The sequence below is a fragment of the Rhizobium sp. Leaf341 genome (assembly GCF_001424325.1).
Taxonomy (GTDB): domain Bacteria; phylum Pseudomonadota; class Alphaproteobacteria; order Rhizobiales; family Rhizobiaceae; genus Ferranicluibacter.
The window spans coordinates 542,568-563,177 of sequence record NZ_LMPE01000015.1; the positions used below are offsets into that span (position 1 = coordinate 542,568).

Consider the following 20,610-nt stretch of genomic DNA (forward strand, 5'->3'; position numbering starts at 1 on the left):
CCGAGTAGGAACAGTCCCGGGAGAGCCTGTTGGCGGGGGACGCAAGGAGGAACGACATGCACGCGATGCCCGAACCCATGGAGCCGCAGGCCAAGCTGCCCTTTTACCGGCACCTCTATTTTCAGGTCCTGACCGCGATCATCGCGGGCATCCTGCTGGGCCACTTCTACCCGCAACTCGGGACCCAGCTGAAACCGCTCGGCGACGCCTTCATCAAGCTCGTGAAGATGATCATTGCGCCGGTGATCTTCCTCACCGTCACCACCGGAATCGCCGGCATGTCGGACCTGAAGAAGGTCGGCCGTGTCGCAGGCAAAGCGATGCTGTACTTCCTGACGTTCTCGACCCTGGCGCTGGCCGTTGGTCTCGTCGTTGCCAATGTGGTCCAGCCCGGCGCCGGCATGCACATCACAGCGGCTTCGCTCGACGCGACGGCGGTCGAGACTTATACGGCGAAGGCGCATGAGGCGAGCATCGTCGGCTTCCTCATGAACATCATCCCGCAGACGATCGTCGGCGCATTCGCCGATGGCGACATCCTGCAGGTCCTGTTCTTCTCGGTGCTGTTCGGCATCGCACTCGGCATGGTCGGCGAGAAGGGACGCCCGGTCACGGAGTTCCTGAATGCCGTCACCGCCCCCATGTTCCGCCTCGTGGCCATTCTCATGAAGGCTGCCCCGATCGGCGCTTTCGGCGCCATGGCGTTCACCATCGGCAAGTACGGCATCGGTTCGATTGCCAACCTCGCCTTCCTGATCGGCACCTTCTACCTGACGTCCGCGATCTTCGTCTTCCTCGTCCTCGGGGCTGTCGCGCGCTACAACGGCTTCTCCATCGTGGCCCTCATCCGCTACCTCAAGGAGGAACTGCTGCTCGTCCTCGGGACGTCCTCTTCGGAAGCTGCGCTTCCCGGGCTGATGGCGAAGATGGAACGGGCCGGCTGCAAGCGCTCCGTCGTCGGCCTTGTCATTCCCACGGGCTATTCCTTCAACCTCGACGGCACCAACATCTACATGACGCTTGCCGCGCTGTTCATTGCCCAGGCGACGGACACACCGCTTGGCTACGGCGATCAGATACTGCTGCTGCTTGTCGCCATGCTGTCGTCCAAGGGTGCCGCTGGCATCACGGGCGCAGGCTTCATCACCCTCGCCGCCACGCTCTCGGTCGTGCCGTCGGTGCCCGTTGCCGGCATGGCACTGATCCTCGGCATCGACCGCTTCATGTCGGAATGCCGCGCGCTCACCAACTTCATCGGCAACGCGGTCGCAACCGTTGTCGTCGCCCGCTGGGAAAACGAGCTGGATACCGATCAGCTGGCGGCAGCTTTGGCTGGCAACGCGCCTCCGCTTGCCGAACCGGCGCCGGCCCTCCCGGCTGCGGCATAACCGCCAGCCTGCAAGGTGCCCGTCCGCGCTCCGGTGCAGACGGGCTCTCCACGAAATGCCTCCCAAGGCCAGCCCCCGCCACAGGCGGGGGTTCTCGTTTGAACTGTCAGCAGAAACGCGAAACGCCCGCGACACGGCGCGGGCGTTTTGGGGAGCCATCCCGCAGGGGACGGCGGCCGTCATTCAACAGGATCAGAGCGCAGCGGCGGAGCGGGCAACCGTGCGGATGTCGCTCCGGGCGATACCGAGGTCGTTCAGTTCGCGGGTGGACATGCGGCCGAGTTCGTTGACCGTCTGGCGATACTTGCGCCACGTGGTGAAGGAGCGAGCGACGTTCATGATGTTCCCTTTCCAAGGTTTTCGAGGGCTTTTTCGACCGGTCCGGATGTCTCCGGGACGGTGAGCCTCGTCGGTGTTCGATGACCGTTTTATACCCCTCGACGCCACGACCAACCAGCGTGAAGACCTCACACCACCCATGCACCGGTCGCACGCCTCTCCGTCGTCCTTCAGGTCGCGCTGCGCAAAACACGGTAGGACCGCCAGGCCGAACGCGGTTCTTGGAAAAGAAAAAACCGGCCGCCCCTTTCGGAACGGCCGGCTTTCGCCGTCATGTTTCGGCTGAACTTACATCTTCGGCAGAAGCACCTTGTCGATGACGTGAATGACGCCGTTCGACTGCTTCACGTCGGCAATCGTGACATGCGCTACGCCGCCGGTTTCGTCGGTGAGCGTGATCTTGCCGCCCTTTTCCTTGGCCTTCAGCACGCAGCCGCCGACCGTCTTCACGTCGTGCTCGCCGCCGTCATCCTTGATCATCTTCGCGATCGCCTTCGACATCGCGTCGGCGGCCACGACGTGGCAGGTCAGGACCTTGGTGAGCTGGGCCTTATTCTCAGGCTTCAGCAGCGTTTCGACAGTGCCCTTCGGAAGAGCTGCGAAGGCTTCGTTGGTCGGCGCGAAGACCGTGAACGGGCCCTTGCCCTGCAGGGTCTCGACCAGGCCTGCAGCCTTGACGGCAGCAACCAGGGTCGTGTGATCCTTGGAGTTCACAGCATTCTCGACGATGTTCTTGTCTTCGTACATGGCAGCGCCGCCGACCTTCGGATTGGCGGCATAGGCGGAAACGGCGGTGGCGGAAACGAGTGTCGCAAGGGCGATGGTACGGAGTGCGGATGTCAACATTGAATGGTTCCTCTTCCTGTTCGGTTCTCGGCCCGGCGCGATAGCGCCTTTCAGGGCGTCACGTCTCGGGTGACACAGGAGATACGAGGCCCGTCCCGAAACAGTTTCGGCCGGATCGCGATCCGGCCGAAATAATTTACGAAAGATTGATAAGATCGCGCTCAGGGATGACGAGCCTGTCCCGCGGCGATCACAGGACCGGTGGGAAGACCCGTCGGCGACCCGCCGGGCGGCTCGACGCTGACAGCAAGCGTGATTCCGTCGCCAAGGCTCGCACGATGCGCCGGGGCGATTTCGATCACGCCCTGCCCGTCCTGCGGCAAGACGCCGAGGGCGACGGGGGCGGCATCCCCGCCGGGGACCAGCCACAGCTCCAGAGAGCGCGGCTGACCGACATCGGCAGCAACGGGCGTGACGGCCAGGCGACCGCTCGCGGCATCATAGGAGGCCAGCAATGCCAGCGGCGAACCCTCGCCCTTCATGGCCGCCACGAGCGGGGCGGAGACAGGCGACGGCTTCGTGTCCATCAAGCCTTGCTGCAAGCCAAGCAGGACCACGACAGCGGCCATCGACACGAAGGCGACGCCCCGCCAGACCGCCACGGAGTGCCACCAGCCCGAGCGCGCCATACCGGCAGATGGGGCAAAGAGACGGGCCTCGATCTTCGGATAGACCGATCGAGGCGGCATTTCTTCGTCCGGCGGCTCCAGTGGACTGAGGCGGTCTTCCCATTGCGCAACGAGCCGGGCGAAAGCCGGTTCGTGTTCGATCCGCGCTTCCAACCGTTTCCGGTCGGCCAAGGACAGCACGCCCACGGCATACTCGGCGGCAAGCACTTCGTCGCGGGAGCGGTCTCTGTCGCTGTCATCGGTTTCGCTCATCGCTCCAGGCACTCTTTCAGCTTCAGGAGGCTGCGGCGCAGCCAGGTTCGCATCGTATTCAGCGGCACGTCATAGCGTTCCGCCAGTTCCTGATAACTCAATCCCTCCACATAGGCGTTCCGGACGGCATCGGCCCGTTCCGGCGGAAGTTCGCCCATGCAGCGGTCGATCCGCCGCCCTTCGCCGAGGCCGATCGAAACGGCCTCCGGATCGGGACTGCCGTCGACGATCTCCAGTCCCTCCTCGCCGATCGTATCGGCTGCCGGCCGACGTGACCGGATCATGTCGATCGCCTGGTTGCGGGCGATCGCGGCAAGCCAGCCATTGGGGTTTATACCCGTCGCCGCATACCGGTCCGCCCGTTGCCAGATCTTGACGAAGACATCCTGAAGAGCATCCTCGGCATCCGCCCGATCCTTGAGGATACGCAGGCAGATGGCAAAGAGTTTCGGGGAAACGGCGGAATAAAGGGACGCCAGTGCCGCGCGGTCGCCCATAGCGACCCTTGCGATCAGACCGGCGATATCAAGACTTGGCACGAAGCCGCCTTTCTCACAGGAGAAGCCGCACCGACGCAAAGGCGGGTGGCTTCGAAGGAAGAGCAGACCGTCAAGCCGCCCGTCGACAGTGCGGCGCAAGATACCGTGCTTTTCGCCGCTGTCCAGTCATGGACAAGGCATCGCTTTGGAAAGCCGGTCGGCAGCATCGACCCGCCGCTGCGACAGGTCGTGTTTCCGGGTATCAGCTTTCGCCTCGCAGCGGCTTGAACGTCGCGACGCGATAGGCGTAGATGAGGACGATCAGCACGAAGATCGCCGTGGACACGGGATCGACATAGGCCGAAACGACGTCATAGGCCTGGCCGAGCAGGTAGCCTGCCAGAGCAAGGCCGGAGGTCCAGACGACCGTCCCGATCAGCGAGAAAATCGTGAAGGTGGCGAGAGGCATGCGGGCGATACCGGCCGGTACCGAGATCAGCGTTCGGATCGTCGGAATGAGCCGTCCAACGAGGATGGCGGTTGCGCCCTTCTCGCGAAAGCGCCGGCTTGCGGCATCGACGTCTCCCTCCGTCAAGGTCAGCCAACGCCCATGCCGCGCTGCGAGCCGCTTCATCCGCGCTTCGCCGAGTTTGCGTCCGGCATAATACCAGGGCATGACGCCGAGCAGCGAGCCGATGCTGCCGGCGACGATGACGGTCACGATCGACATATCTCCCTGCGAGGCGCGATAGCCGGCAAGCGGCATGATGAGTTCCGACGGGATCGGCGGGAAGATGTGTTCGAGGAACATCAGAAGCGCAATGCCCCAGGGTCCCAACGTCTGCATCAGGCTTTCAACGATATCTTCCATGGATCCTCGTGCTGCATCGTTTCGAGACCCAATGTTATGGTGCTGCAGCGCGAAAGGAAGAGGCTTAGGGGACGAAGGTGATCACGTAATCGGCAATAAGCTTGATCGACAATAGCAGCAATGTGAACTGGACGATCTGGAAGAACAGACCGTCTGGGATGACCAGCGTGAGCCGTCGGCCGGCAACGGTGCCGATGATGGCCGCTGGCGCCAGCCAGAGAACCAGCGACGTATCGTAGTGGTCGAACTGCTGGAGTTGCCAATAGGGCAGGATCTTTACGGCATTCACGATGGCAAAGAGAATGGTGGAGGTGCCGGCAAAGGTCATCTTCTCCAGCCGTTGCGGCAGCACGTACATCTGATAGGGCGGCGCGCCGGAATGGGAGACGAAGCTGGTCACGCCCGTCAGCATGCCCCAGAACAGACCGCGCGGCACATCGGCGTCCCGCGCGACTGTCCGATAGCGCGCACCGAACCAGATGTTCAGGCAGAAGAGCACGCCGACAAGCCCGACCAGCGCACCGATCACCACGGCCGAGAGATGCGCGCTGAACAGCCAGCCCAAAAAGACTCCGAAGAGCGCGGCGGGCGTCAGGATCGCAAGGTTTCGGCGCGAAAAATCCTTGCGGTAGAGATAGAGCCCGACCATGTCGCTGGCGACATAGATGGGCAGAAGCAGCGCCGCTGCGGTGACCGGCGAGATGACCAGGGCGAGGAGCGGCACGGAAATCGTGCCCACCATCGGAAGGCCGCCCTTGGACAGCCCGACCAGAAAAGCGGCAGCGACGGCAATGGCGATCACCAGCGGCGTATGTTCGATCATGAGATTGCCGGCGCGCACGCCGCCTCGGGGCGAGAGAAAGCCGGAGGCGAAACATATGTGCGGGCCACGGCATGTCCGCCGATCTGTCAGGATCGGCGGGGCGGCGTCAAGTCTTTCGGGCGCCCGCCCTTCAATGGGCGGTGGAGAAGTAAAGGCTTACCGAGCCAGCGCGCGCGGCAGGAGTGCCGTCGGCATGTCCTGGTAGCTGACCGGTCGCAGGAAGCGATAGATCGCAAGCGTCCCCACCGATGTCGTGCGCCCATCCGAGGTTGCCGGGTAAGGACCGCCATGGACCATGGCCGGCGACACCTCGACGCCGGTGCCGAACCCGTTGACGAGCAGACGGCCGGCGAGAAGCTCGAGCTTCGGCAGGAGCTTGCGGGCCGCGTCATGATCGGCGTCATCGATATGGAGCGCCGCCGTCAGCTGGCCTTCCATGGCATCGATGACGGCTTCCAGCTCGCCGGCATCGGCGCAGCGGATGATGAGACCGGCGGCACCGAAGACCTCGTCCTGCAGTGCGTGATGCGCAAGAAACGCCTTAGCGCTGGTCTCGAACAAGGCCGCCCGGCCCTGCATGGCCGTGCCTTCCAAACCCTGCGCCAGGGTCTTCACCTCGGCATGGCCGGACAGGCGCGCGACGCCGGAGAGGTAGGCCTTGCAGATCCCGCTCGTCAGCATGGTCTGCGCGGGGATGGCGCGCAACGCCTCGCCGGCCGCGTCGATGAAGGCATTAAGGCCGGGACCGTCGACCGCAAGAATCAGGCCCGGATTGGTGCAGAACTGGCCGGCACCGAGCGTCAGCGATCCGGCGAACGCCTTGCCGATGGCGGCGCCGCGGTGCGCGAGCGCGTGCTCGAAGAGAATGACGGGATTGATCGAGCTCATCTCGGCATAGACCGGGATGGGCACCGGGCGCTCGGCGGCGATTTTCATCAACGCCGTACCGCCGGCGCGCGACCCGGTAAAGCCGACGGCGCGAATGCGATGGTCGGCCACCAGGGCCTGTCCGATCGCCCTGTCCTCATCGAACAGCATGGAGAAGGTTCCAGCCGGCAGTCCGCAATCGGAAACCGCCTTCTGGACGGCGCGGCCGACCAGTTCCGATGTTCCGGGATGGGCGGAATGCGCCTTGACGATCACCGGGCAGCCGGCTGCGAGCGCCGACGCGGTGTCTCCACCGGCGACAGAGAAGGCGAGCGGAAAGTTGGACGCTCCGAACACCGCCACCGGACCGACGGCGATGTTGCGCAGGCGCAGGTCCGGCTTGGGCACGGGCTTGCGCTCCGGGTCCGGCGCGTCGAAGCGCAGGCTCTGGAACGCGCCGGCACGCACTTCGGCGGCAAACAACCGCAGCTGGCCGACCGTCCGGCCTCGCTCCCCCTCGAGCCGTCCACGCGGCAGGCCGGATTCGGCCATCGCGCGCGCGATCAGGTCGTCGCCGATGTCGAGGATGTTCTGGGCGATGGTGTCCAGAAAGGCCGCGCGGGCTTCCAGTTCCGTTTCGCGGTAAAGGCCGAAGGCCTCCCAGGCGAGCGCTGCGGCTTCCTCGACATCGGCGGCCGTCGCTCCGGCAAACACCGTGGGCAAGGCCTCGCCCGTCGCCGCGTCGGTGCCGGTGATCGCACCGCCCTGCCCGCGCCGCGCCGTTGCGCCGATCAGAAGTTCGCCTGTGAGGGTCATGTTCGTTTCCTTCGTCCTGTCATGCGGCAGCGTCGACGCCACCCTTCGCGCGGCGCAAGGCCGCATCATCGCGTGTCGAGGTGTGTATAGGGCCTGGCGACGATGATTTAAACCGCGGCGGACCGATATCCGCACAAGGGCTCGGGATTTTCACCCGGAAGCAACGCGACCGGACCGTCAGGCGATCGACGGCATGGTCGTGGCGACACTGGCGGCAATGGCGTTTGCGACATTCTGTGCCTGGACCCGGATATCGGGCACGGCCGTGATCTCCCAAAACTGACCCGCCGTGAGGGCCCCCACGGCATAGAGGCCCGTTCGCGCGCGGCCGTCGCGACCAACCGCGCGAGACCCGCCGTCAACCTGCAGGCCGAGCCCCAGCGCGTCGGGAACGACGATGCCCTGGTCGGCCATTTGGGTCAAAAGCGGTGAATGCGCGAGACCGGCGCGTTCCATGCCGGTGCAGTTGATCACCCAGTCGGCCGTCAGCTGCGCAACGCCCTGCCCGCCGCGGGGCCGGTACACAAGGCACGGACGGCCGCCGTCCATGCTGATCTCGTCCAGGAATCCGGCATGGACCTTGACCTGGCCGTCGCGGATCAGGGCGTCGAACCGTGCGAACACGGCGGGAGCGAGGCGATGCCGGTGGATGTTCCACCACGCCAGCCCGTGACGCAGAAAGCGGGACCGCTCCGCCGCCGGAAGTCGCTGCCAGAGCGCCTGCGTCCGCGGCCGCAGGCCGTCCATCACCGAGCGCCAGTCCGCGCCCTTGCGAACCTGCGCCCTCAACGCCGCCAGGATGCCGCTCGCTGTCAGCGGATCGCCTGGAAGATCGGGAACCACGGGCGTGCCGTGCTGGCGGCCATGGACATGGGCATGGGCATGGGTATGGGCATGGGGAACAAGGCCGCGGCGCGACAGAACGTGAAGGGTGCCCCGATGCCCGCGCGCGCGCAGCGTGAGCACCTGATCGATCATCGTCAGTCCGGAGCCGAGAATACAGACCGTGTCCTCCGGCTTGACCTTCGACAGCCATTGCAACTGCCAGGGATTGCGGACGATGTGCCGCCAGGCGGCGTCGGCGATACGCGCGTCGCGAAGCGGCAGACCGGCTGCGCCGACGCCGAGGCAGACCGCCACCGCCCGCGCCTGCAGCGCCTGGCCGTCGGCGAGCTGGAACGACAGTCCCTCGTCCTGCAGGCTGACGCATCCCGTCGCCTTCGCCTTGATGAAATCGAGCCTCGCCCGCGAGGCCCGATCCCGCAGCAGCGAGGCGAGCGTGTCGCGGAGGTAAAGTCCATAATCGCCGCGCGATGCGAAATAGTCCCGTGACAGGCCGCGCCCCCGTTGCTCGAGCCACTGGAGGAAATGATCCGGCGCGTCGGGAAAGAGGCTCATCCGGCCCGCCGGCACATTCAGCCGGTGCAGATGAAACTCGGTGCGATAGGCCGTGCCCCGACCGAAAGCCGGATCGTCGCCGACGACTGCGATGCTGGCCGAGGCCGGCAGCGATTGCAACAGGTGAACCCCGACCGCCGTCGCCGAAAACCCCGAACCGACAATCGCCACATCATACGCCAAGCCCCGCCCTCCCCACATGCAGCCCCGCATCCGAGACCGAGCCGGCCGAACCGGCGGCGTTCAGCGAAGGTAATGCCCCCTCGGTATTTGTCGAGTAATTTTATAGACGATAGCTGGAGAGTTTGCGGTCTGTGTGGATCGAGCCTGTTGATGCGTGTCCGGTGGCTCATGCGGCGGCCCCTGCCCGTGGTGTCATCGACACCACAGCATGGACATGCCGATCTGCCATTAATCTCGAAATCGCCCAGAATTGGACCGAGCTGTCTTTCGGCAACGTCAAGCGAGCGCATCGCTTGATCGCATGCGTCAGGTCATGGCCTGCAAGGCAAGAACATCCTTATGAAAGGCGAGATTGGCGGCCCTGCTCTCCGTGAGGGCATTCGGATATTGCTGTGTCACCCCGACATACCTCGACCATTCCGTGGCCGTGCAGATGACGGGAGCATGGGCGAAGCGATAAAGCTTTGACATCGAAGGGATCACAATCACGCGCCGCCCGAGCAATGTGGCCCAATAGGCGCCATGATAGGAGTTGGTGATCACCAGATGAGCCGATCCGAGGAAACGCAGCACGGCCTGCAAGTCGTCGCCGCTGTTGGAGATCGTCGGGAAACCCGAGATGCCGAGCGGGATTCGTTTATGCTCGTAAACGCATATGTCGGTTGTGACGGGGTACTCCAGATCGAAGAGCTCGGACATGCAGCTCACGCACGGCACCCACCGATAGTTCGTCCCGAAATCCCTGACCCCCACGAGATCAAATTCGTTCAGATACGCAGGATAGGCTCCGTCGTAGGGATGCACGATCTTGCCGGTCTTGTCGACATTCTCCGACTCGCCGATTCCCCACGCAACCAAAGAGCGGATCTCCGGCTTGCGCGCCGCGAGCTTTTCCATGAGGGGATGAAAGGTCTTGGCAACGAGACCACCACCGCCAACGATCACGTGCTGCGCGAGGGGGAGGCTCTCGATATGCAGAATATCCCCTTCAGCGTCCGGGAACGCGAAGTATCGAGAGGGAGCGCAGTACCAGTCGCCGACATTCGTCTGATCTCGCCTGTAGATGTTGCCTGCGGTCATGATGGGCACCGATTGCTCTGAAACAGATAGATTCTCTCCCGGCTGTCGCTGCTCGGAACGATTGACTTAAGATCATAACCGGCGCCCAGCGCGGCCGATACGAGGCCGGCAGAAGACAAAGCGCTGAACCAGCCGTGCGCGGACCGGTCCCGGGTACCATCGAAATCCGTGGGATAATACGTGACGAGAAGCCTCGGCCATTTTGCCGCCAGGCGCTCGAGAAGCTGTTTCGGATCGTGAATATACTCGAGCACGCCCAGCATCGACACGATCGACGCATCAAAGTCGGGAAGCTCCCCCTTGTTGAGATCGCAAACAATGGTTCTCGCGTCTCGCGACACGATATCGCAGGGCTGATACGTCACGCCGGGCTTCAGATGCCGTTCCAGGTCCATCCCCCCGCAACCGAGATCCAGGACGACATTGGGTGTATCGATCATGGCGGCCACGATTTCGGCGCGGCCCGACCATTGCGACAACAGGTTCGTCTTATCTGCCCATCGCGCGATATCGCTCTGGTTCTGAACGGACAGTTGGGCCGTCCGGGCAATGCGATCGTCGACCTTGAGATCGCGATAGGCGGACTTCAAATCCTCGACGTTGGCGGCCTTCGACAAACCCAACGCAGCCTCGAGCTCGGATACCCGCGCAAGGCGGCTGTCGAGGCGAACATTCGATACCTCGGCATCGCCCGCTGCCTTCTTTTCTTCGCGACTTGCCTGCAAATGCTCGATAACAGGCGTCACTGGCTGCGTGAAACGACGGTCGAACACCATGCACATTGCCGGCGGCAGATGGTCCACCTTGAAGGATGGCTGGCTCCGCATCGCATTCGCGATGACGACATCATGCAGACTGTGCTGGTCCCAGGCTCCAGGTTTGGATGACTGATCTGCGCACCACTCATCGAGAAACGCCCTGGCGCCTTCGCTATCGTTGATCAGGATCGTTCCGCTGATGTAATTCCGGCCGTGATGTCCAGCGACGGCGATATCACCTGTATAGCCCCGCAGATACGGCCAGGGATCGGAATGAACCACCGCATCCACGTCCACGTACAACAAGGGGCCGACAAGCTGATCTCGTCTCGCCTTCAGAAAGTGAGGCTTTCGCCGAACATTGGCGAGCCATCCGCCTGCGTCATCGACTGCCGACAAGGCAATGGGAAGACCAAGCTTGCTGAGAGACGCCATCATCCGATGGGCCTCCCCCTCGTAACGCGTGCCCTTGGTGAAATAGGCCACGATCGTTCCGGGCTTATCGTCCGAGGCTTCGGGTGAACCGGCCGATATACGCTCGAACCATGATCGATCATCGCTATAGCCCCAGGCTTTTGCGACGTCGAACAGCTCGGGTGCCAAACGAAATTGCCGGACGATCCTGGACACATCCTCCTTCGTCCGATCGCCGAGATCAGGAACAGGGATATCCTTCTCATCCTCGCAAGGATGCCCCTCCACGAGGAAAGCGCGCAACGTCTCTGCGACCTTTTCCGGACGCTCGTTCAGATCCTCGTATCGCACAGTCAGGGTGGGGGGACGCCGGCCGCGCACGCCGCGCAGATAACTTGCGATGTGCAGAATGCCGAGATCGCTCAAGGTTACGACACCGTTATCGGCCCGGTGAAGGCAGTGATCGAAAGAAAAGCGATACTGATCCGGGATATCCGGATGCCGTACCGTCATCAAATCCGCCGGATGCCCAACAAAGGCAATGATGCGTATCTTTTCGCCGGCGTCGATCAGCTTCCCGACGGTGAACATGTTGTCAGAAGAGGTCGACACTCCGCCCAGCGGATATGCAGACGACTGCTTCTGCATATCCTTGAGAGACATCTCAGCGACAACAGGAATATCGGCGGGGAGCACGTCGCGAATGAGCTGTGTGAGACGCGAATTTCCTTCGTAGCGAAGGCCGACGACCGCAGCCCAAAGTGGTGACGTCTCAACTTGCATGCCCAACCCTACACTCCTATGTCGGACGTCTGTCTAGCATGGACAAAGGGCCAGTAAAACAACAGTCCGCCAGAAACTGACAGAGCAAAACCCTTGAATTGGCGTCCGTATTCCGAGGCTTGACGGTCCCGCCTCGACCTGCCCGCTCCGAGGTCATGTGCTTTTTGCATGCAAGCTGAACAGAAACCGACCAGCCCGGACGTGCGTCGACGCAACACAGCCTGCTTTGCTGAAAGGTTCGGCTCGGAAGGTCCAAGGGCACGTTCCCGCAACTCCAAAGCTTCTCCGCAACCGCTCTGTTCCTATGAAAGCATGAGGAGGACGACACCCCGGCAGAAGATGGGCAATCGCACCATGGCGACGGCCACAGAACGATCTCTGCCGGCGGGGATAGAGGTGCGAAAAAACCGCTGTATCGCGCCCGGCTGCAGGAAATGGGGCTCTTGGGGTTCGATCGAGGTACTTAGTCGCGTCTCACGCAGGATCAAGACCGAAAAGTCGGCTGGATAACCGCCTTGGCTAACGCCTATTTAAGCAGCTGAAATCGTGAAATTTTGGTAGGCCCGGAGGGACTCGAACCCCCAACCAAGCGGTTATGAGCCGCCGGCTCTAACCATTGAGCTACAGGCCCTGACGGCGGTGCCGTTTCTGGGAGGTCAATGGTGGCCTCCGCTGGGATGGCTTTAGCGGAATTCTCGGATTGTCACAAGGCGCCGCCGTATTCCCTTCACAATCCATCCGCAACAAGGGTGCAGGGACGAAATCGATGAAGAGAAAGAACCGGATATGTCGTCAATGCTCCGTCTGCGCCGCACCCGCTTGGGTGGTTTCGTGCCTGCTCTCACCCTGTCGGTCATGGCGGTGACCGCCCTGCCCGCTTTTGCCCAGTCGACGTCGACAGAGCCCTCGCAGGGACACATGCTCTCCGCGCCGGTATCCGCACCGCTGCGCGAGGCCGTGATCGAGGTGAGTGGCGAAGGCCGCGCGGCCGTCGCGCCGGATATGGCGATTGTCTCCTTCAGTGTCGTGACCGATGCCAAGACGGCGCGGGAGGCGCTCGACGCCAACTCGAAATCGATGACCGACGTGCTGGCGGCGCTGAAGACCAGAGGCATCGCGGAGCGCGATCTCCAGACGTCCGGCTTCGCGGTCAATCCCCAGTATCGCTATCCCGAAAACAACAATGGCAACGAGCCGCCGACGCTCATCGGCTATCAGGTCGCCAACACGCTGACGGTGCGGCTGCGCGAGATTGCCAAGCTCGGCGCGATCATCGACCAGGCCGTGACGCTCGGCGTCAACCAGGGCGGCAGCATTCAGTTCACCAACGACAAGCCCGACGCGACCCTGAACGATGCCCGCAAGGCAGCGGTCGCCGATGCCATGGCCAAGGCCAAGATCCTTGCGGAGGCCGCCGGCGTGAAACTCGGACGGGTGATCGAGATCAGCGAGAACGCCGGGCGCCCCGAACCCATGCCCATGATGGCCCGCGCCATGGCAAAGGATATGGCCGAGGCATCCGTGCCGATCGCCAATGGCGAAAACAGCTATACCGTCACCGTCAACCTGACCTTCGCCATCGACCCCTGAGGTTGATCGGCAAAGCCGGTTCGCAAGGTGATCCCTCGGGTGGTGGATGTGCGAAGCCCCGTCGCCAAAGCATCGCCTTCGGCTGATCTGAACCTCTCTCCGTCCCTGACGAAGATCCATGCCCCATCATCAAAAAGCCTGCCCGGTCTGTCGACCGGGCAGGCTTTCATGTCAGTCCGCCCCTCAAACCGGGGCGTAACGCCGTTTAGCGGCCGATCCGCGGGCATCCCCGGATGTTGGCAAACGCGATCGTACGGAAATCGCCGCGGAACCGGCCTTCGACCACGACCCGGCGCGGGGTCACGGCGACGACGCGCGCGCGGCGCAGGCCGTAGGCACTGGCCTTGTCGGCGGCCAGCCAGGGTGCACAGGCGCCACGACGGTCGCGACCCCAATCCCGGCGTTCATGCCGGTCGCGGCGCCAATCACGTTCGTCGCGATACTGGACGTCGACGACCGGGCCAGCGTGCAGCCCGAGGCGGATCTCGCTGGCGGAAGCCGTCCCGACAAGGGCGGAAAGGCTGGAAACGCCGATCATCGCGGCAATGGCAAGGCGGGTCATCATGGTCTTCATGGCGTATCCTCCATCTTCGGGACCGCGCCGGCATGACAGCGGGGCGGTCTTCAATTGCGCCGTTATCCGGCGAATACATCCTGTCTAGCGGAGGGAAGCTGAATGTACGTGAAACCGCACATTCAGAAACCATTCATCTCGACAGCGCCCAAACGCCCCTCGCGCGGACACCTGCGGTCCATGACGCACAGCACGCGCATCAGCGCAGAAGTTGCTGCTCGAAAATGCGGATGTTGCGATAATGCGTCAGACGGGTCACGCTCGGCCCCTCGAATTCGAAGACGAAAACGCTCGGAATCGAATAGGATTGCCCGGCCGCAGGTGGAAAGCCCGCCATCGTCTCCCGGTACGTGCCTCGGGCCGTGACATCAACGGCGACGCGTTGACCCAGCCGGTCACGCATCGGCACCATGTCCCCAAACGTCTCGTCGAAGTGGCGGAAGTAACTCATGACCGCCAGGCGCAGCGGATGCGATCCGATCGCACGCTGCCCCGTCAGCGTGTCGAGCGCCGCGTCCTCGTCGAGAAACCCGGCGATCGTCTCGAAGTCTCGATGGTTCAGGGCCTCCATGAACCGCTCGGCAATCGTCTGAACGTCCGTCATCCTTCCCTCCGTCCTCAGCACGCGGCCTGTTGCGGCAGACGCGCCGAAGAAAAGTTGCGGTCCGGCGCGCCGATGTCAAGCGACGGGATCGCCCGCGCAAACACCAGATCGATGTCAGGCGCCGAGATGCAGGACGACCTCGCGCCGGTGCGGCCGCTGGCGGTGTTCGAACAGATAGAGGCCTTGCCAGGTGCCGAGCACGAGACGGCCCTGCGCGACCGGAATGCCGATCGACACCGCCGTCAACGCGGCCTTGATATGGGCCGGCATGTCATCCGGCCCTTCATCGGTATGGACGATCCATCGCATCGCGGGATCGTCGGACGGCGGGACCAGACGGGCGAAAAACATGTCGAGATCTCGCCGGACGTCCGGATCGGCATTCTCCTGGATCAGCAGCGAGCACGAGGTGTGCCGGACGAACACGGTCAACAGACCTTCCTCGACCTGCGACCTTCTCACGAAGGCCTGCACCTCGTCGGTAAAAGCGTAGAGCCCGGCACCCCGGGTCGGTAGAGTGAGCGTGGTCAGAGGCATGAGATCTCCCGGATGGTGATGGTGCCCCGGTCGGCGGAGAGGCCGTCTCGGGGCCACGTCGGTCAATGCCAAGGTGGGCAACACGGATTTGCGGATGCCTCTCTGCCAAGCGGCGTCAGGCGCGAACCAGCATGTCGAACCCACCATAGATCAGTCGCTGTCCATCGAAAGGCATTCCTTCGGGATCGATCGTCAGCCGCGGGTCTTCCATCACCTTGGGCACGATGAGATCGCGATCCGCTTTGGAGGGATAGATGATCCAGGCGAAAATCACCACCTCGTCTCCTGTTGCCTGTACGGCGCGCGGAAACGAGGTTACCTGTCCCTGTGGCAGATCGTCGGCAATACACTCGACATAGTCGAGCGCGCCGTGCGCCTTCCAGATCGCGCCGGCCTGGCGCGCAAGATCCGCATAGGCTTCGAGCCGATCCCGACGGACGGCGACCACGAAGCCATCGACATACATCATGTATCCCCCTTTTGGACGTGCGGCGCACCTTCGATATGGCGAGGAAGGCAGTGGCCCGCGAGTTGTTCCCGGGAAATGGATCGAGGGCGCCAAAAACCGGCTGTCCGGCAGTCTTCAGTTCGCCACAAGACCCCGCGCTGCCCAGTCGCTTTGCGGAATGATCGCGCCAAGGGCGAAACGAAACGTGGTGATCGTGTCGAACGCGGCGTTGACGGTGCAGTCGAAGGTAATCTCGCGCCAGACACCCTGGGATCGAACGGCGCCGCCGCGCGCACGCAGATGAGGGCCGGTGATCAGACCGCCATTCTTGCCGAAGCCTTTGAGAAGATCCGGCCTGAAAGACGCGCTGGAATGGCGCGCCTGTTCCAGCGCTTCGATGCCGCAGATCTGGACGATGCGGTCCTGCGGTGGCAGCTTGCCCAAGGCGCCCCGCACGCGGGGATCGGCGAGGATGCTCTTGGCGTAGAGCGTCTTCGCCGCCTTGGGCGCCGGTTCCGGAGAAGGCTTCGTCATCGGTTTCGCCGGCACTTCGGGAACGAACGCTGCCTGTTCGTCGGGCGTCATCGGCGCGTCGCGAAGATCCGCAGCCCCTGATCCCGATTCGGCCGCACCTGCGGGTGTGTCGGCAGACGGCGCGGTCGCCGGCGGTGGAGAGACGGCCTCGCCCTCTTCTCCTCCGGAGGTCGCAGTCTTCCCGGCGAGGATCTCGGGCGAAGACGGCGGCGTTGAGGGCGGCGGCGTCGCGGGCGGCGCCGAAACATTGGCCTCCGGCTGGCCGCCGTCGGCGTCCGACGGGGACGTCGGCTCTGCGTCCGACTTTCCATCCAGTCGAGCATCCGGCTTGTCAGGGACATCAGCAGGTGTTGCGGCCGCATCCGCCGGCGGCTTCGACACGGGATCGGCAGGGACCGGCGTGCTGCCCTCCGGTGCGGGCATATCGACAGCGTCCGGCGGCGCATCGGTCTCCTCGGCCGCGGATGCCTCGAACGGCCGCGAAGGCGCAGCAGCCGGCTCAGACTCCGAAGGTTCCGGCGTCGACGTCGGTGGCGGCGGCGGTGACGCGGCCGAGGCGGGGGCCGGCGGTGGCGGCTTGCGTTCGCCAGGCGGCTGATCGGCCGCTTTTTCAGTTGAGGCCGGCTGATCCGCCGCCTTTTCGGTTGGGGCCGGCTGGTCCGGCTTCTCTTCAGGCTCCGGCTGCTTCAAAGGTTCAGGGTCCGGAACGATCTCGACGGCGACGCTCTGCTCAGGCTCGGCCTCCGGCGCGTGATCCGGTAGTTGCAGAACAAACGGTGCGATGATCGCGGCATGAAGCGCCAGCGAGGCAAGGATCGCAAGGATCGGCCTCCGGGAACGGCGCTGGAACGGTTCTGGTGTCACGGCATGGACATAGGCGTCTTCCGACACGAGACCAAGCAGAAGGTGGTTGCGCCGCTACTTTCCCGCAACGGCGTCATGCCGTTCCCCACGCTGCGGCACAGGCCCGGTAAGACCGGGCGCCAGCAGCGCCATCGCCAGGACATCCGCGTAAGCACCGTCGCGAAACGCGTAGGCTCGCAAGAGACCCTCGCGCTCGAACCCCGCACGTTCATAGAGGGCGATAGCGTGGGCATTGTCCGCGAAGACGGTCAACTCCACCCGCCGGATCTGCAGCCAGTTGAAGGCCGCATCCAGCAGGGCGTGCAACATCGCACGACCGATCCCTTGGCGCTGAAAGTCGTCGTGAACACCGAGCCCGAGAATGGCGACGTGCTGGCGTCGCCCCGTCTGACGGTGCAGCCCCCCGATCCCGACAATTTGCCCGTCGCGTTCGGCCACCACCGTCGGTGACGCCGCCTCGCCGCCTGCAGCAAGCCACCGCGCCGTGGCGTCCTCGCTCTGAAACGGCAACCTCTGCGTCCCTGCTCGATAGCGCGGGAGATTTGCGAGCCTGGTGATGCCCGCGACATCGCGGGGCTCGGCTGAACGGAGTGCAAGCCCTTCGGGCAGATCGTGAGCGCGCGACAGCCGATCGAAAAAAGAAAGGGGTGGCATCAGGTTGCTGCTTGGAGGATCAAGGGCAAACCGCGTCCGGGCCGCCCTTGGGAAAGAGGGCACGGACGGCGAGAGAAACGATCAGTCCCGCCGCCGCCGCGCGCACCCCATCAGGGATGTCACATTGCAGGTCGTCATGGCGTGAAGACAGTTCATGAAGGCGAGCTTATGCAGGCCCGTCCGCAGCGTCAAGCCAGCTCGCAGTGTCAAGCCAACTCGCCAAGTCAAGCCCGGCGAACCAGCTGCGAGCCGCGGTGCGCCTGAGCGGTCTTGTCGAAGGATCTCGCGGTCGAAGCATCGCTTGCCCGACACCGCCCACGCCGCAAAAAGAAACGGCGCCCACTTCCATGGACGCCGTCTGATCATTGCAGGCGAAGCGTGTCGAACGCGTCCGCTCAGCTGTCGAGGAACGAGCGCAGCTTGCGCGAACGGCTCGGATGCTTGAGCTTGCGCAGCGCCTTTGCCTCGATCTGGCGAATACGTTCGCGCGTGACCGAGAACTGCTGGCCGACCTCTTCCAGCGTGTGGTCCGTGTTCATGCCGATGCCGAAGCGCATGCGCAACACGCGTTCCTCGCGCGGTGTGAGAGACGCCAGGACCCGCGTGGTCGTTTCGCGCAGGTTCGCCTGAATGGCAGCGTCGATCGGCAGGAGCGCGTTCTTGTCCTCGATGAAATCCCCGAGATGGCTGTCTTCCTCGTCACCCACGGGGGTTTCGAGAGAGATCGGCTCCTTGGCGATCTTCAGGACCTTCCGAACCTTTTCGAGCGGCATCGCCAGCTTTTCGGCCAGCTCTTCCGGGGTCGGCTCGCGGCCGATCTCGTGCAGCATCTGGCGCGAGGTCCGCACGATCTTGTTGATCGTCTCGATCATATGGACCGGGATGCGGATCGTGCGCGCCTGGTCGGCGATCGAACGCGTGATCGCCTGCCGGATCCACCACGTCGCATAGGTGGAGAACTTGTAGCCGCGCCGATACTCGAACTTGTCCACCGCCTTCATGAGACCGATATTGCCTTCCTGGATGAGATCCAGGAACTGAAGACCACGGTTGGTGTACTTCTTGGCGATCGAGATCACGAGACGCAGGTTGGCTTCCACCATCTCCTTCTTGGCGATCCGGGCTTCCCGCTCGCCCTTCTGGACCATGTGAACGATCCGGCGGAACTCCGAAATCGAGATACCGGTTTCCGTTGCGAGATTGTGGATCTCGCCGCGGATCGTGCTGATCATGCGCTCTTCGTTCTTCACGAACGGCGCCCAGCCGCGGGCGGTCAGGTTGCTGACCGTTTCCATCCAGTTGGTCACGAGTTCGCTTCCGGAATACTGTTCCAGGAACGAATCGCGCTTCACGCCGTAGCTTTCGGCAAGACGCAGCAGCTTGCCTTCGTTCTGCACCAGCCGCTTGTTGATGTCGTAGAGCTGCTCCACCAGGTTATCGACGCGATTCTGGTTGAGCGACAGCGACTTCACGGCCGTGATGAGCTCGTCCTTGAGCTCCTTGTACTTCTTTTCCTGCGCCGAGGTCAGCGAGCCCGAAACCGCGTTCATCCGCAACTCGACCTGCTGGTCCTGCAGCTTGCGCAGCTTCTTGTAGGTCTCGGCAATGATGTCGAGCGTTTCCATGACCTGCGGACGCAGCTCGGCTTCCATCGCGGCGAGAGACAGGTTCGACTCGTCGTCGTCCTCTTCCTCTTCCTCCGGCGGCAGGCCTTCGCCACCGACATTGGTGATGTCGTCTTCGCTGGTGCGCGAACGGCGGGTCTTTTCCTTTTCCTCGGCGGCCTTGCGGTCCGCTTCGATTTTCTCCGGCGACTGGAACTGCGGCGCAGCCTTGGCTTCAGGCCCGGAATAGGTCGTTTCGAGATCGATGATCTCGCGCAGCAGCGTCTGGCCTTCGTTCAGTTCGTCGCGCCAGATGATGATGGCCTGAAACGTCAGCGGGCTTTCGCAGAGACCCGCAATCATCGTCTCGCGGCCGGCCTCGATCCGCTTGGCGATCGCAATTTCGCCCTCGCGCGACAGGAGCTCGACCGAGCCCATCTCGCGCAAATACATCCGCACCGGATCATCGGTCCGGTCCGTCGGCTCTTTTTTCTTGGCGGTTGCGAGCGCGGTGCCGCTGGAGGTCGCGATCTCGCCGCCCTCGCTGTCGGGCTCGTCGTCGCTCGCCTCTTCCTCGCTGCCGGACGCGTTTTCGTCGACCTCTTCGTCCTCGACGACGTTGATCCCCATGTCGGACAACATGGCCATCGTGTCTTCGATCTGCTCGGAGGTCACCTCTTCGGACGGAAGAACGGAATTCAGCTCGTCCATCGTGACGTAGCCGCGTTTCTTCGCGGCCTTGATCATCTTCTTGACCGCGTCGTCCGAGAGATCGAGAAGCGGGCCGTCCGTTGCGCCGTCGCGTTCAGATTCGGCTTCTTCGTTCTCTTTGACTTTGGTTGCCATTCTTCGTCGCTTTCTTTGGACCAGCATTCCACGTTGGAGCGGTGACGAGCCGTGTGGCCCGGGCGCCTCAGGGGCGCAACACCGCGAACATTACCCCTGACCTAACGGGCTGATATTAATTCCCGATTAACCACGGCACCGCCGTGATCCTTCCGGTCGGCTGCGACAGCAGCACGTTCCAAACATCACTTGCATGATGATCGTTTCCGCCGTATCCAATAAACCTTCCAAGCCAAAGACGGTTGATTCCCAGATTCTTCGGCCACGTCAAGCTCTTCCGGCAGAAAACAGCGCAATAAGGCGAAAAACGCCGAAATTATGGCTTGGCATTGCCGCTGTCCCGATCTGCTAGGCAGATGTAGGTCTTTTCGGGCGCAAGACAAGAGCAAGACAGACGCTCGTCAAAGCAAGCTGCATCCTTTTCCGCTT

At 63.3% G+C, this 20,610-nt stretch carries 19 protein-coding genes and 1 tRNA gene; 2 read left to right on the forward strand and 18 right to left on the reverse strand.

All coding sequences use genetic code 11. The features are described from left to right. Positions 1-56: 56 nt before the first annotated feature. On the forward strand, positions 57-1,388 hold the full coding sequence (locus ASG03_RS17285) for a dicarboxylate/amino acid:cation symporter (protein ID WP_062694752.1): 1,332 nt from the start codon (positions 57-59) through the stop codon (positions 1,386-1,388). A gap of 192 nt (positions 1,389-1,580) precedes the next feature. Here ASG03_RS17285 and ASG03_RS21190 read toward each other — a convergent pair whose 3' ends face one another. From ASG03_RS21190 to ASG03_RS17340, 11 genes are all read right to left on the reverse strand, one after another. After that, positions 1,581-1,727 (reverse strand): DUF1127 domain-containing protein, encoded by a 147-nt coding sequence (locus tag ASG03_RS21190; RefSeq protein WP_082475825.1) that lies wholly within the window; start codon positions 1,725-1,727, stop codon positions 1,581-1,583. Positions 1,728-2,015: 288 nt separating this feature from the next. After that, on the reverse strand, positions 2,016-2,573 hold the full coding sequence (locus ASG03_RS17290; protein WP_062694754.1) for a fasciclin domain-containing protein: 558 nt from the start codon (positions 2,571-2,573) through the stop codon (positions 2,016-2,018). 161 nt (positions 2,574-2,734) lie between these two features. Beyond that, positions 2,735-3,454, reverse strand: a complete 720-nt coding sequence (locus tag ASG03_RS17295) for an anti-sigma factor (protein ID WP_062694756.1) — start codon at positions 3,452-3,454, stop codon at positions 2,735-2,737. Beyond that, positions 3,451-3,951, reverse strand: a complete 501-nt coding sequence (locus ASG03_RS17300) for a sigma-70 family RNA polymerase sigma factor (RefSeq protein ID WP_062474292.1) — start codon at positions 3,949-3,951, stop codon at positions 3,451-3,453. Before ASG03_RS17300 ends, ASG03_RS17295 begins: the two co-directional genes overlap by 4 nt. A 244-nt stretch (positions 3,952-4,195) precedes the next feature. Continuing rightward, positions 4,196-4,804: a DedA family protein gene (locus ASG03_RS17310; protein ID WP_062694760.1), complete on the reverse strand. Its 609-nt coding sequence runs from the start codon at positions 4,802-4,804 to the stop codon at positions 4,196-4,198. Positions 4,805-4,868: 64 nt separating this feature from the next. Beyond that, on the reverse strand, positions 4,869-5,627 hold the full coding sequence (locus ASG03_RS17315) for a sulfite exporter TauE/SafE family protein (protein ID WP_062695289.1): 759 nt from the start codon (positions 5,625-5,627) through the stop codon (positions 4,869-4,871). A gap of 156 nt (positions 5,628-5,783) precedes the next feature. After that, a complete protein-coding gene (locus ASG03_RS17320; protein WP_062694762.1) occupies positions 5,784-7,310 on the reverse strand; it encodes an aldehyde dehydrogenase (NADP(+)) in 1,527 nt (508 codons plus the stop codon). Positions 7,311-7,487: 177 nt separating this feature from the next. Further along, a complete protein-coding gene (locus ASG03_RS17325; protein ID WP_244475299.1) occupies positions 7,488-8,891 on the reverse strand; it encodes an FAD/NAD(P)-binding protein in 1,404 nt (467 codons plus the stop codon). Between the two features lie 306 nt (positions 8,892-9,197). After that, positions 9,198-9,971 (reverse strand): polysaccharide pyruvyl transferase family protein, encoded by a 774-nt coding sequence (locus tag ASG03_RS17330; protein WP_062694766.1) that lies wholly within the window; start codon positions 9,969-9,971, stop codon positions 9,198-9,200. Further along, positions 9,968-11,926, reverse strand: coding sequence for a hypothetical protein (locus ASG03_RS17335; protein ID WP_062694767.1), 1,959 nt, complete (start codon positions 11,924-11,926; stop codon positions 9,968-9,970). Before ASG03_RS17335 ends, ASG03_RS17330 begins: the two co-directional genes overlap by 4 nt. A 555-nt stretch (positions 11,927-12,481) precedes the next feature. Beyond that, a tRNA-Ile gene (locus ASG03_RS17340) sits at positions 12,482-12,557 on the reverse strand. A 164-nt stretch (positions 12,558-12,721) separates the two neighbouring features. On the opposite strand from ASG03_RS17340, the gene ASG03_RS17345 reads away from it, so the two are divergent. Continuing rightward, positions 12,722-13,516, forward strand: a complete 795-nt coding sequence (locus tag ASG03_RS17345; protein WP_062694769.1) for an SIMPL domain-containing protein — start codon at positions 12,722-12,724, stop codon at positions 13,514-13,516. A gap of 205 nt (positions 13,517-13,721) precedes the next feature. On the opposite strand, the gene ASG03_RS17350 is transcribed toward ASG03_RS17345, so the two are convergent. The 7 genes from ASG03_RS17350 to rpoD all read right to left on the reverse strand — a co-directional run bounded on the left by ASG03_RS17350 (position 13,722) and on the right by rpoD (position 20,181). Then, complete coding sequence (locus ASG03_RS17350; RefSeq protein WP_062694771.1) at positions 13,722-14,090, reverse strand: hypothetical protein; 369 nt, start codon at positions 14,088-14,090, stop codon at positions 13,722-13,724. Positions 14,091-14,289: 199 nt separating this feature from the next. After that, the gene (locus tag ASG03_RS17355; protein ID WP_062694773.1) at positions 14,290-14,694 is read right to left on the reverse strand and encodes a nuclear transport factor 2 family protein; all 405 of its coding nucleotides are present in this window, start codon (positions 14,692-14,694) and stop codon (positions 14,290-14,292) included. A 114-nt stretch (positions 14,695-14,808) separates the two neighbouring features. Further along, a complete protein-coding gene (locus ASG03_RS17360) occupies positions 14,809-15,231 on the reverse strand; it encodes a secondary thiamine-phosphate synthase enzyme YjbQ (RefSeq protein WP_062694775.1) in 423 nt (140 codons plus the stop codon). A gap of 115 nt (positions 15,232-15,346) precedes the next feature. Beyond that, positions 15,347-15,700: a DUF1428 domain-containing protein gene (locus tag ASG03_RS17365; protein ID WP_062694777.1), complete on the reverse strand. Its 354-nt coding sequence runs from the start codon at positions 15,698-15,700 to the stop codon at positions 15,347-15,349. A gap of 114 nt (positions 15,701-15,814) precedes the next feature. Beyond that, positions 15,815-17,077 carry a DUF930 domain-containing protein gene (locus ASG03_RS17370; protein WP_156381859.1) on the reverse strand — a complete coding sequence of 421 codons (1,263 nt, stop codon included), beginning with the start codon at positions 17,075-17,077 and terminating at the stop codon, positions 15,815-15,817. A 54-nt stretch (positions 17,078-17,131) separates the two neighbouring features. After that, on the reverse strand, positions 17,132-17,731 hold the full coding sequence (locus ASG03_RS17375) for a GNAT family N-acetyltransferase (protein ID WP_062694782.1): 600 nt from the start codon (positions 17,729-17,731) through the stop codon (positions 17,132-17,134). A gap of 395 nt (positions 17,732-18,126) precedes the next feature. Continuing rightward, positions 18,127-20,181, reverse strand: a complete 2,055-nt coding sequence (rpoD, locus tag ASG03_RS17380; protein ID WP_062694784.1) for an RNA polymerase sigma factor RpoD — start codon at positions 20,179-20,181, stop codon at positions 18,127-18,129. Between the last annotated feature and the right edge of the window lie 429 nt (positions 20,182-20,610).